Consider the following 12,343-nt stretch of genomic DNA (forward strand, 5'->3'; position numbering starts at 1 on the left):
CTCCCTTGCCCCGTGGGCGGGCTCACCACTTGACGGGCAGCGCCCACACGCCGTAGACGACCGAGCCCTCCTTGGTCCTGATGTCCTCGAAGGGCACCGCCAGCTGGAGGTTGGGCAGCCGCTCGAAGATCTTGCTGATGGCGATCTCCAGCTCCACGCGGGCCAGATCGGCGCCGATGCAGTAGTGCGCGCCGTGGCCGAAGCCGAGGTGGCGGCGGGTGCCCCGGGAGAGGATCAGCTCGTCGGGGCGGTCGAAGACCTTCGGATCGCGGTTGGCGGTCAGGCTCAGGCAGAGGATGCCGTCACCCTTCTTGATGGTCACGCCGTCGATCTCGATGTCCTCCAGCGCGACCCGCGGGATGGCCAGGTCGCCGATGGTGATGTAGCGGACCAACTCCTCGATGGCGGGGCCGATCAGCTCGGGATCGGCCTTGAGCTGCTCCAGCTGCTCCGGGTTGCGCAGCAGGGCCATGGTGCACAGCGAGATCATGTTGGCGGTGGTCTCGTGGCCGCCGTTCATCAGCAGCCGGCAGAGGTTGACCAGGTCCCGCCTGGTGTACTCCTCACCGGACTCCTTGTAGGCGACGATCGCCCGGCTGATCAGGTCGTCGGCCGGCTCGCGCTCCTTGAGGTCGACGAGCTTCTCCAGGTACGCGCCGACCTCCACCATGGCCGCCTGGCGCTGCTCGGCCGAGCTGTGTCCGCCCAGCAGGTTGGTGCCGTGCTCGGCGAAGAACGCGTGGTCCTCGTAGGGGACGCCGAGCAGTTCGCAGATGAGGGTCATCGGGACCGGCAGCGAGACGATCGCGTGCAGGTCGGCCGGGGAGCCGGCGGCGATCAGCGCGTCGAGCCGCTCGTCCACGTTCTTGGCGATGTTCTCGCGCAGCCGCTGCACCCGGCGGTTGGTGAAGGTGACCGCGGCCTTGCGGCGGGTGGTGGTGTGCTCGGGCGCGTCGTACCCGATGAAGGAGGTCTCGGTGCGGAACTCCGGCGGTGCCTGGAAGTAGAAGGGGAAGTTCTCGTGCTTGCGCGAGGAGCTGATCCTCGGGTCCATCAGCAGCTGACGGATGTTCTCGTACCCGGTCACCGCCCAGACCTCGATGCCGGTGATCAGCTTGACCTTGGATATCGCGGCCTTCTCCATCATCGGCCCGTACTCCTCGGGCTGGGAGAACGGGCACTTGCGCTTGTACGGGAACACCGGAGTACCGGCTTCCGGTCCGGACGTGACGGCCTCTGTGGTCATGGCGGAACCCTCCTCAGTACGTGGGACGAGGATCGCCCGGAGAAGTGGATCCGTACTGGAGTCCGGGTGGCCGGGCGGCTGGGCAGCGGGTCGAGTGAGTGTCGAGGGCCGGCTGCCACGGTGGTGGTTCAACCGGAAGGAAGAGGTCTATGACGGTAATCGACCCGCTGGGACAGCTCGCCACCGAGCGGCCCGCATCAGGGCAACTCCCGGAGAAGCTCGTCGTGGTCGGCGCCAGGGAGCACAACCTGATGGGCGTCGACGTCGAACTCCCGCACCGGACCCTCACCGTGTTCACCGGGGTCTCCGGGTCGGGCAAGTCGTCGCTGGCCTTCAGCACCATCTTCGCCGAGGGGCAGCGCCGCCAGGTCCAGTCGATGTCCTCGTACGCCCGGCAGTTCCTCAACGAGATGGCTCAGCCGGAGGTGGAGCGGATCACCGGGATGTGCTCCGCCGTCGCGGTGGACCAGCGCTCCTCCGGTTCGCGCAGCCCGCGTTCCACCGTGGGCACCGTCACCGAGATCTACGACCTGATGCGCGTGGTGTACGCCCGTATCGGCATCCCGCACTGCCTGGTCTGCGACGCCGTCCTGACCGGCGGCGGCGAGGGGTTGCGCTGTCCGGACGGCCATGACACCGCGGTCCCGGAGATGACCAGCCGGGGCTTCTCCTACAACCTGCCCTTCGGCCAGTGCCAGGGCTGCCAGGGCCTGGGAACGCAGGCCGAGGTCGACCTCGACTCCCTCGTGCCCGATCCGGAGCGGACCATCGCGGGCGGCGCCGTGGAGCCCTGGATGCATCCGATCGCCGACCAGATCCGCGAGGTGGTGGCGGTGCTGGTGGCGGAGTCCGGTCACAGCGTCGACCAGCCCTGGCGGACGCTGCCCGAGGAGCTGCGCCACACCCTGCTCCACGGCGCCGGGATCCAGGTGAAGCTCCGCAGACCCGGCAAGGGCGTGGAGCGCGTCAAGGAGGTCGAGTTCACGGGCGTGGTGCCCTGGCTGGGCCACCGCTACCGCAACGTGGTGACCGAACGCGGCGCGAGCCGGCTCGAAGGCTTCATGCACCCGGTGAGGTGTGCGGAGTGCGGTGGAGCGCGGCTGTCGAAGGCCCAGCTCGGTGTGCGGGTGGCCGGCCGGAACTTCGCCGAGGTCGGCGCGATGTCCTTCGCGCAGTGCCTGGAGTTCTTCCGGGGCCTGGAGGTCGCCGACCGGGACCGGGCGGTCGTCGCCCAGGCCGTCGACGAGACCACCGCACGGCTGGGCTTCCTCAACGAGGTGGGGCTCGGCTACCTGACCCTGGAACGGCCCGCGGCCTCCCTCTCCGGCGGCGAGGCGCAGCGCATCCGGCTGGCAGGCCTGCTCGGCACCCAGCTGTTCGGCCTGCTGTACGTGCTCGACGAGCCCACGGCGGGTCTGCACCCCAAGGACGGCGAGCATCTGCTGTCCAGCCTGCGCACCCTGCGCGACCAGGGGAACACGGTCATCGTGGTGGAGCACGACCACCATCTGATCCGGGCCGCGGACTGGGTGGTGGAGCTCGGGCCCGGCGCCGGTGTGCACGGCGGTGAACTGCTCTTCTCCGGCACGGTACAAGAACTGCTCGACCATGACACCTCGCCCACCGGCGGGTACGTCAGCGGCCGCCGCGGCATCCAGGTGCCCGACCGGCGCCGTACGCCGCGCCCCGGCCACGAGATCGTGGTCCGCGGCGCCCGGGAGCACAACCTGACCGGGTTCGACGTCTCCTTCCCGCTGGGCTCCTTCATCGCCGTCACCGGGGTCTCGGGAGCGGGCAAGTCCACCCTGGTGGACTCGATCCTCTACCGGAGCGCCGAGCGCGCCCTGGGCGGTGAGGCCCCGGCTCCGGGCGCCCACGACGCGGTGGCCGGGCTGGAGTTGATCGACCGGGTGATCAAGGTCGACCAGGACCCCATCGGCCGCTCGGGCCGGTCGACCCCCGCGACGTACACCGGCATCCTCGACAACGTCCGCAAGCTGTTCGCCCAGACGGACGAGGCCAAGGCGCTGGGCTACAAGCCCGGCCGGTTCTCGTTCAACTCCCCGGGCGGCCGCTGCGAGGTCTGCGCGGGCGACGGGCACGTACGGGTCGAAATGTATTTCCTGCCGGATGTGTTCCTGCTCTGCGACGAGTGCGGAGGCCGCCGGTACGACGAGGACACGCTCCGGGTGCATTACCGCGGGAAAAATATCGGAGATGTGCTCGAAATGCCCATCGAGGATGCGGCGGAATTCTTTGCCGACGTGCCCGCGATCGGTAAGCCGCTCGATGTGCTGTGTGATGTCGGTCTGGGTTATCTGCGGCTGGGGCAGCCGGCGAACACGCTGTCGGGCGGCGAGGCGCAGCGGATCAAACTGGCGAACGAACTCCAGCGCCGCGCCGGACGCAGCACGCTCTATCTGCTCGACGAGCCCACGACCGGACTGCACTCCAGTGACATCGACCGGCTGCTGGGGATCCTTCACCAACTGGTCGACAAGGGCCACACGGTGGTCACGGTGACGCACAGCCTCGATGTGATCAAGACGGCGGACTGGGTCATCGACATCGGCCCCGAGGGGGGCAGCGGGGGCGGCCGGCTGTCGGCCGTGGGCTCGCCGGAAACAGTCGCGGCCGGCTCCGGCCACACCGCCCGGTATCTGCGTGCGGTCTTGCAGGGGGAATGAAATAAGTCAACCCGTCGGACAGTGGCGGGAAAAGGCCCACAGTGAGATTCGACCGAACGTCGAGTTCATCTCCCTAGGCTGAATTCGACAGGGCTGAGGAGCGGTGTGCGGCCGCACACCATTGGTTGTTCACCGTTCAAGGACAAGATGAGAGGTATGCCATGTCTGTTGACTCCAGGTCAGCGGATCGAAAAGGCCCGGAAAACGGGGACACGCTCCCGGACCCCAAGCGATGGATCGCGCTTGCCGTGATCCTGGTCGCCGCGTTCATGGATCTGCTCGACAGCACCGTCGTGAACGTCGCCATCCCTTCCATCCAGGAAGACCTCGGCGCCGGTTACGCGGCGCTCCAGTGGGTCACCGCCGGGTACGGCCTCGCGTTCGCCGTGGGCCTGATCACCGGTGGCCGGCTCGGTGACATCTACGGACGCAAGCGCGTCTTCATGGCCGGCGTCGCCGGTTTCACCGCCTCGTCGTTGATGTGCGCGGTGGCCCAGAGCCCCGGAGTGCTGGTGTCCGGGCGCCTGATCCAGGGCGTCATGGCCGCCGTCATGGTGCCGCAGGTCCTGGCCATCATCCATGTCACGTTCGAGCCGCAGGAACGCGGCAAGGCGTTCGGCATGTTCGGCGGCGTCGCCGGTCTCGCCGCGGTGGCGGGCCTGAGCCTCGGCGGAGTCCTGGTCCAGTGGGACCTGTTCGGGCTCGGCTGGCGGCTGATCTTCCTGATCAACATTCCGCTGGGCATCATCGGGCTCCTGGTCGGCGCGCGGGTCATCCGCGAGTCCAAGTCTCCCCAGGCGCTCCGGCTCGACCTGATCGGCGTCGTCATCGCCACCGTCGCGCTGCTGATGCTCGTCTACCCGCTGATGCAGGGCCGCGAACTGGACTGGCCGGTCTGGGGCTTCGTCCTGATGGTGGTCTCCATCCCCGCGTTCGTCCTCTTCCTGTGGTACGAGCGCGTCAAGACCGACAAGGACGGCTCGCCGCTGGTGGCGCTGGGCCTGTTCAAGGCCCGCAGCTTCGTCTCCGGACTCGCCGTCCAGATCGTCTTCTACAGCGGCGTCGGCGTGTTCTTCCTGTCCTGGACGATCTACATGCAGTTCGGCCTCGGCTGGACCCCGCTGCACGCGGGTCTGACCACCCTGCCGTTCTGCATCGGTGCCTTCGTGGCGTCGGGTACGTCCTTCGGCTTCCTGGCGGAGAAGTACGGGCGCAAGCTGATGCAGGTCGGCAGTGTGCTCGCGCTGCTCGGCCTGGGCAGCTACGTCTGGGTGGTCGGCCACTACGGAAGCGGTGTCAGCACCTGGCAGATGGCCGTCCCGCTGCTGCTCTTCGGTATCGGCTTCGGCTGGGTCACCGCACCCATCCCGGCGGTCGTGCTCAGCCAGGCGCCCCGCAAGGACGCGGGCTCCGCCTCCGCGCTGATCAACACCATGCAGCAGGTCGGGGCGGGCATCGGTGCCGCCCTGGTCAGCGTCGTGTTCTTCGGCGTACTCGGTTCGTACGCCGGGGACAGCGCCGGCCGGGTGGGCGACGACCTCCGCAAGGAACTGGCCGCACACGTGCCCGCCGACCGGATCGACGAGCTCGTGGCGTCCTTCCGGACCTGCTCGGTGGACCGGGCCAACGAGAAGGAGCCGGGCGCCGCCCCGGCCAGCTGCCAGGCCCTGCAGAAGGAGGACCCGCAGGTACTCGCGGTGATCGACAAGCACGGCCAGGAGCAGACCGCGCTCACGTTCGCCGACGCCTTCCAGGTCTCCCTGCTGACCTTCATGGGAACCACCGTGCTGGCGTTCCTGCTCATGTTCACCCTGCCGAAGGGCGGAGCGGCGCACTTCGACCCGGACGCCGCGGAGGCCGGCGAGCCGGCGCCCGCGCCGGCCGTCCACTGACGAACCGCGCACAGCAGCCGGGTCCGGCATCCCGCCAGGGAGCCCGGACCCGGCTGACGGGCGTCCCGGGCGCCCGCCACCCGCCCGGTACGGCCAACGGCTGGGCCGCCTCTGTCATGGCAGAGAGGCGGCCCAGCCGTTCGCCGTACCGTTCACACCTCGGGCGCGAGCACCTTCCCGGTGGCGAGCTCCCGTACCGTGATGGCCTCCACGGGACAGACCTCGGCGGCGTCGATCACCGCGTCGTCCGGATCGACCGTCTCCGCCAGGGCAAGGGCCTTGCCGTCCTCCATCCGGAAGTGCTCCGGAGCAGTGCCCACGCACATGCCGGAGCCGGCGCAGGCGGCCCGGTCCGCGTCGACGGACCAGCGCTTCTCGCTCATCGCGCCTCTCCTCTCCACCCCGGTCACCAGGTCACCAGCAGTTCCTGGGGAGCCCGGTGCAGAGTGCCCTTGCGCCACGGCACCTCCTCCGCCGGCTTGACCAGCCGCAGGTCCGGGAACCGGTCAAGCAGCGACTCGAAGGCGACCTGGAGCTCCATCCTGGCCAACTGGGCGCCCAGGCAGCGGTGCACGCCGTGCCCGAGCGCCAGGTGCTGGTTGCTCTCCCGGTCGAAGTCCAGCTCACCGGCGTTCGGGAACGCCGCCTCGTCACGGTTCGCCGAGGCCATGGAGGGCAGGACGGCCTCCCCCTCGCGCACCAGTACGTCGCCGAGGCGGACGTCCTCCGTGGCCACCCTGGGGAACATCGCGCCCGTCGCCAGCGGTACGTACCGCAGCATCTCGTCGATCGCCTGCGGGATCTTCTCCGGGGCCGCCCGCAGCATGGCCAGGTGCTCCGGGTGGGACAGCAGCAGCCAGGCCAGGTTGAGGATCTGGTCGGCCGTGGTCTCGTTGCCCGTCACCAGCACGGCCACGGCGAGATCGACGGTCTCCTCCTCGGTCAGCCGGTCCTCGTCGTCGCGGGCCGTCACCAGGACGGTCAGCAGGTCCTCCCCGGGGTTCTCCGCCTTGGCGGCGATCACCCCGGGCATATAGGCCCGCATCTTCCCGAAGGCGGCCTTCTTCTCCTCCGGGGTGTAACCGGAGAACGGCGTCGACAGGGCGATCTCCGTCCACTCCTGGACCTGTTCGCGGTCCGAGTACGGCACACCCATCAGCTCGAAGACGACCTTGCCCGGCTGCGGGCGGGCGAAATCGTGCACCAGGTCGCTCGGCGGACCCTTCTCCTCCATGTCGTCGATGAGGCCGTCCACGATCTCCTGAACCCGCGGCCGGAGCTGCTCGATCCGGCGCTGGGTGAACGCCTTCGCCACCACCCGACGCAGCCGGCTGTGGTGCGGCGGGTCCGTGGTCACGATGGTGTTCGGGCCCGGCCCCATGGGGATCAGGCTCGGCTCGTCCCCGTTCTCCAGCGCCCGGGCGCGGCTGAACCGCGGGTCTCCGAGCACGGTCTTGACGTCCTCGTACCGAGTGGCCAGCCAGGCGGCACGCCCGAACGGCGGCTGTACCCGTATGAGGCCCTCGTTGGCGCGGATCTCGGCGTATGCGGGATCCATGTCCAGCCGGTGCGGGGCGCTGAAGGGATACCTCTTCGCTTCTTCCTCGCCTGCCATGTCCTCGCTCCCTCCCGGGGGCCGTGCCCGGCCCTCGAAGTTCCCGCGGTGACCGGCCCAGTTGCCGGTGCACTGCCGCGGCCGAGGGTGCCGCACCCCGCTCGTCGCCCGGAGGAGCCGGGCTGGACCGCCCTGCCGCGCCCTTGCCGCAGCGAGCTCGCAACGCGAGTGCTCCTCAAGGGAGTTCGGCGATGCTCGGGGAGATCAGCACCCCGCCCCGGAGGAGAGTCACATGTCGCAGCAGACCTGGGCCGCCAGCGCCCCCGGCGCCGCTCCCGCCGGCCTGCCCGCGTCGATCGCCGTCCGCACCCCGGGACTTCATCCGCCAGGCGTCGCCTGGGACCCCACCCGGGGCGCGTTCCTCGTCAGCTCGATGCGCCGCGGCACCGTCTCGCTCGTCCGCCCCGACGGCGGGACCACCGAGTTCATCGGCGAGACCCCCGACATCGTGGCCACCGTCGGGCTGCGCGTGGACACCGCGCGCGGCCGGCTGCTGGCCGTCTACGCCGACGCGGGCTTCGCCGAGCGCTCCGGCCCCACGACCAGCTTCCGCACCACGGGCGTGGCCGTCTTCGACCTGGCCACCGGAGAGCGCCGGCACCTGGTCGAGCTCGGTGAGACCACCCTCGGCGCCAACCTCATCAACGACCTCACCTTCGACGACGAGGGCAACATCTACGCCACGGACACACCCAACGACGGCATCCTGCGCATCGACCCCGACGGCCGCGCGAGGGTGCTGCGCACCGGGGCACGTGTCGCACCTCCCAACGTCGGCTTCATGGGCGTCATGTGGCACCCGGACGGGTTCCTGCTCACCGTGCGCCACGACGACGGAGGTCTCTACCGGGTCCCCCTCAACGACCCGGCCGCCATGGAGGAGGTCACCCTCGACCGGGCGCTGGTCGGCGGCGCCGCGCTGGCCCTGCGGGCGGACGGGTCCGTCGCGGCCGTGACCAACACCCTGATCGGCCCGGGCAAGGACGGTGTCTCCGTGCTGGAGTCCGGTGACGGCTGGCGCAGCGCCCGCACGGTACGGCGCGTCGAGCCGTGGCCGGATCCGGCGCCCACCGGAGTGACCGTCACCCCCTTCGGAACCTATGTCGTCAGCGGCCGCCCGGACCGGCTGGTCGGGGGCGAGGGGGTCTGGGACCAGTTCAGCCTGCGCCGGATGTGACCGGCGGGCGAACCGACAGCACGGCCGACCGACCAGTGAGCGGGGCACGGGTCCCGCCGACCCAGGGGAGACCAACATGACTGCTGAAGCCAAGGCGCTGCTGCTGGAGCAGGTGCGCAAATACCACCAGGCGGTGGAAGCGGAAAACGCCGGGAAGGAGTTCGAACCCGGGACCACGGAGATCTGGCCGTCCGGTGCGGTCCTGGACGAGGACGACCGCACCGCTCTGGTGGAGGCCGCCCTGGACATGCGGATCGCCGCCGGCTGGAGCTCACGAAAGTTCGAGTCCGCCTTCGCCAGGAAGCTGAAGCTGCGCAAGGCGCATCTCGTCAACTCGGGCTCCTCCGCCAACCTCCTGGCCGTCTCGGCGCTCACCTCACCCCATCTGGAGGACCGGCGGCTCGTCCCCGGCGACGAGGTGATCACCGCCGCCGTCGGCTGGCCCACCACCGTCAGCCCGATCCTCCAGAACGGCCTGGTGCCGGTCTACGTGGACGTGGAACTGGGCACCTACAACGCCACCGCCGAGGCGATCGAGGCGGCCATCGGGCCGCGCACCCGGGCCATCTGCATCGCCCACACCCTCGGCAACCCCTTCCCCGTCGCCGAAGTCGCCGCACTCGCCGACAAGCACGACCTGTTCCTGATCGAGGACAACTGCGACGCGGTCGGATCGACGTACGGCGGGAAGCTCACCGGCACCTTCGGCGACCTGACGACGGTCAGCTTCTACCCCGCCCACCACCTGACGATGGGCGAGGGCGGCTGCGTACTGACCAACAACCTCGCGCTCGCCCGGATCGTCGAGTCGATGCGCGACTGGGGCCGGGACTGCTGGTGCGAACCCGGCGAGAACAACAAGTGCCTCAAACGGTTCGACTACGAGATGGGAACCCTTCCCAAGGGCTACGACCACAAGTACATCTTCTCGCACGTCGGTTACAACCTGAAGGCGACGGACATCCAAGCCGCCCTGGGCATGAGCCAGCTGAACAAGCTCGACGACTTCTGCACCGCCCGCCGGGCCAACTGGCGCCGGCTGCGCGACGGCCTGGAAGGCGTACCCGGCCTGCTGCTGCCCGAGGCCACCCCGAACAGCGACCCCAGCTGGTTCGGTTTCCTGATCACCGTGGAGCCCGACGCCCCGTACAGCCGCAAGGACCTGGTGGACTTCCTGGAGGACCGCAAGATCGGTACCCGGAGGCTGTTCGCGGGCAACCTGATGCGCCAGCCCGCCTACCTCGACCAGCCCCACCGTGTCGTGGGCGAGCTGAGGAACGCCGACATCATCACCGAGCACACCTTCTGGATCGGCGTCTATCCCAAGCTGACCGCACAGATGCTGGACTACGCCGTGGACTCCATCCGTGAGTTCGTCTCGGCCCACGTCTGACGGCCGGCGGGGCGACGACATGGACATCCAGGCGACGGCGGTACGGGATCTCTTCCGGGTCCAGCCACACCTCCGGGACGACAGCCGGGGCCTCTTCTTCGAATCGTTCAAGGAAGGGCGGCTGGCCGAGGCGACGGGCCATGTGTTCGTGCCGCGGCAGGTCAACTACTCGGTGTCCAAACGCAACACGCTTCGGGGCATCCACGGCGTGGTCCATCCGCCGAGTCAGGCCAAGTACGTCACCTGCGTCAGAGGCGCCGTCCTGGACGTGGTGGTCGATCTGCGGCTCGGCTCACCCACCTTCGGCGCCTACGAGACCACCGTCCTCGACGAGCGGTCGGGCACCTCCCTCTACATCGCGGAGGGGCTCGCCCACGGATTCCTCACGCTCACCGACGACGCCTGGATGAACTACCTCTGCTCCACCGAGTACGTCCCGGGCACCCAGTTCGACATCAATCCCTTCGACCGCCAACTGGCCATCCCCTGGCCCCTGACCGAGCCTCCGGTGATCTCCGACAAGGACGCCACGGCACCCTCGCTGGCCGAGGCGATCGACGCGGGCATCCTGCCCGACTACGGCCAGTGCCTCCGGCTGTACGCCGAGGCACGCCGGGCAGCGGCACGCCGCGCGGCGGGTGACGAGCGCAGCTCCACTCCCGCCCCAGCCGCCGTTCCTAGGGTGCCGTCATGAGGATTCTCGTGAGCACGGGCCCGGCCTACGGGCTCTACAACCCTGTGGTCCCGATCGCCTGGGCACTGCGTTCGGCAGGACACCAGGTACTGGTCGCCGGCCCCGAGCCGCTGGCCGCCATGGCCAGGACATCCGGCCTGCCGTTCGTCCCGACCTATGGCCCCATGCACATGAAGGAGGTCATGCGACACGACCGGTCGGGCAAGGAGTTCCCCAACGCCACCACCGACGACGGGCAGCTGGAGCAGATCGGCCGTGGCTTCGGCCGGCTCGCGGCGCGCACCCTGCCCGGCATGCTCCAAGCGGTCGACCGGTTCCGGCCCGACCTGATCATCTCCGAGCCGCGCGCCTACTCGGCGGGCGTCGCCGCCCGGCTGCGCGGCATACCGTGGGCCCAGCACGGCGTGGGCATGCACTTCCGCCCCGACGTCGAGAAGTACGGCGCGGACGAGTTCCACCCCGAGCTGGAGGAGAACGGGCTGGACGGTCTGCCGGAGCCCGACATGTTCCTCGACAACTGCCCCCCGTCGGTGGGCCACAAGGACCGCGACCCCGGCCGGCCGCTGCGCTACGTCCCCTACGACCCGGCCGGCACCGTTCCCTCCTGGTCCTTCGAGAAGGGCCGGCGGCCCCGGCTGCTGCTCACCCTCGGCACGGTCGAGCCGGAGTCCGTCGGCGTCAAGAGGAACTTCGGCAGCGGTGTCCCGCTGTTCAGGGAACTGGTCCGCGTCCTGCCCGAGGCGGGCGTGGACCTCGTGATCGCGGCGGCCGACCCGGTGGTCGAGCAGCTCGGCACGCTCTCCGAGAGCGTGGTGGCGGCCGGCTGGATCTCGCTGACCTCGGTGGTGCCCTCCTGCGACCTGATCGTCCACCACGTCGGCTCCGGCAGCACCATGTCCGGAGTGATCAACGGCCTGCCGCAGCTGCTGCTGTCACGCAACGCCGAACACACCGTCAACGCCCAGCTGCTGGAGGACTACGGATCCGCCCGGCAGATCACCGACCAGGACGTCGAGCCGAAGGATGTGCTGGACGCCTGCCGGGCGCTGCTGGAGGTCCCCTCGTACAAGGAGCGGGCCACCGAGCTCGCCGCCGAGGTCGCGAGCCTGCCCTCGCCCGCCGAGACCGTGCCGGTACTGGAAGCCCTCGCCGGCCGCTGAGGCCCGCGGAAAGGCCCCCATCGAGGTGATGGGGGCCTTTCGGCTTCCTGCGGGCGGGACAGGTCACCGGGCGCCGATGAGGGTCACCGGGGTCGGCGGCATGATGGAACCGTCCGTCTTGTGGAAGACCGCGCTGCCCGTGGACGAGTGGCCGTCCCCGTCGACGGTCACCTCCTGGATGCTGTGGATCTCGCCCATCGTCCCGCCCCGGCCGTCCGGGATCGGGTGCGTCAGGTAGTACGTGAAGGTGCCGTCCGGCCGGTTGATCCAGTGGCCCTGACCGGTGAAGGAAGGGGTGCCGTCCGGCCCCTTCGGCCCGCCGACGTCCAGGGTGTGGTCGGCGTTGAAGGTCAGCGTGCTGCTGAACGGGGCGGGTTCGCCGTTGATGACGGAGCTGACCGTCCAGGTGCCGACCAGGGTGCCGGTGCCGGGGGCCGTCTCTATGGTGTGGGTGCTCATGAGGGAGGAGACTCCTTGCT

At 69.7% G+C, this 12,343-nt stretch carries 10 protein-coding genes; 6 read left to right on the forward strand and 4 right to left on the reverse strand.

Features of this window, described 5'->3' with window-relative positions; translation table 11 throughout:
* Positions 1-22: 22 nt before the first annotated feature.
* Positions 23-1,246, reverse strand: a complete 1,224-nt coding sequence (locus tag BKD26_RS27405) for a cytochrome P450 (RefSeq protein ID WP_084903431.1) — start codon at positions 1,244-1,246, stop codon at positions 23-25.
* Positions 1,247-1,395: 149 nt separating this feature from the next.
* Here BKD26_RS27405 and uvrA point away from each other — a divergent pair, with 149 nt between their 5' ends.
* Together uvrA and BKD26_RS27415 are read left to right on the forward strand one after the other, a co-directional pair.
* The gene (gene uvrA / locus BKD26_RS27410; protein WP_084903434.1) at positions 1,396-3,933 is read left to right on the forward strand and encodes an excinuclease ABC subunit UvrA; all 2,538 of its coding nucleotides are present in this window, start codon (positions 1,396-1,398) and stop codon (positions 3,931-3,933) included.
* A 248-nt stretch (positions 3,934-4,181) separates the two neighbouring features.
* Positions 4,182-5,825: an MFS transporter gene (locus BKD26_RS27415; protein WP_241518873.1), complete on the forward strand. Its 1,644-nt coding sequence runs from the start codon at positions 4,182-4,184 to the stop codon at positions 5,823-5,825.
* 152 nt (positions 5,826-5,977) lie between these two features.
* On the opposite strand, the gene BKD26_RS27420 is transcribed toward BKD26_RS27415, so the two are convergent.
* Both BKD26_RS27420 and BKD26_RS27425 read right to left on the reverse strand, forming a co-directional pair.
* Positions 5,978-6,208 (reverse strand): ferredoxin, encoded by a 231-nt coding sequence (locus tag BKD26_RS27420; RefSeq protein ID WP_084903439.1) that lies wholly within the window; start codon positions 6,206-6,208, stop codon positions 5,978-5,980.
* Positions 6,209-6,231: 23 nt separating this feature from the next.
* Positions 6,232-7,440, reverse strand: a complete 1,209-nt coding sequence (locus BKD26_RS27425; RefSeq protein ID WP_084903442.1) for a cytochrome P450 — start codon at positions 7,438-7,440, stop codon at positions 6,232-6,234.
* Positions 7,441-7,672: 232 nt separating this feature from the next.
* Here BKD26_RS27425 and BKD26_RS27430 point away from each other — a divergent pair, with 232 nt between their 5' ends.
* The 4 genes from BKD26_RS27430 (at position 7,673) to BKD26_RS27445 (ending at position 11,864) form a co-directional block, all read left to right on the forward strand.
* On the forward strand, positions 7,673-8,617 hold the full coding sequence (locus BKD26_RS27430; RefSeq protein ID WP_084903444.1) for an SMP-30/gluconolactonase/LRE family protein: 945 nt from the start codon (positions 7,673-7,675) through the stop codon (positions 8,615-8,617).
* Positions 8,618-8,693: 76 nt separating this feature from the next.
* Complete coding sequence (rfbH, locus tag BKD26_RS27435; protein WP_084903447.1) at positions 8,694-10,010, forward strand: lipopolysaccharide biosynthesis protein RfbH; 1,317 nt, start codon at positions 8,694-8,696, stop codon at positions 10,008-10,010.
* Positions 10,011-10,029: 19 nt separating this feature from the next.
* Positions 10,030-10,704 carry a dTDP-4-dehydrorhamnose 3,5-epimerase gene (rfbC, locus tag BKD26_RS27440; RefSeq protein WP_084903449.1) on the forward strand — a complete coding sequence of 225 codons (675 nt, stop codon included), beginning with the start codon at positions 10,030-10,032 and terminating at the stop codon, positions 10,702-10,704.
* Positions 10,701-11,864, forward strand: a complete 1,164-nt coding sequence (locus tag BKD26_RS27445) for a nucleotide disphospho-sugar-binding domain-containing protein (protein ID WP_084903452.1) — start codon at positions 10,701-10,703, stop codon at positions 11,862-11,864. The genes rfbC and BKD26_RS27445 overlap by 4 nt, the downstream gene beginning before the upstream one ends.
* 63 nt (positions 11,865-11,927) lie before the next feature.
* On the opposite strand, the gene BKD26_RS27450 is transcribed toward BKD26_RS27445, so the two are convergent.
* Entirely contained in the window at positions 11,928-12,323 is a 396-nt protein-coding gene (locus BKD26_RS27450) for a hypothetical protein (RefSeq protein ID WP_084903454.1), read from the reverse strand.
* Positions 12,324-12,343 lie beyond the last annotated feature (20 nt).

The organism is Streptomyces sp. CB03238, from assembly GCF_002099185.1.
GTDB lineage: Bacteria > Actinomycetota > Actinomycetes > Streptomycetales > Streptomycetaceae > Streptomyces.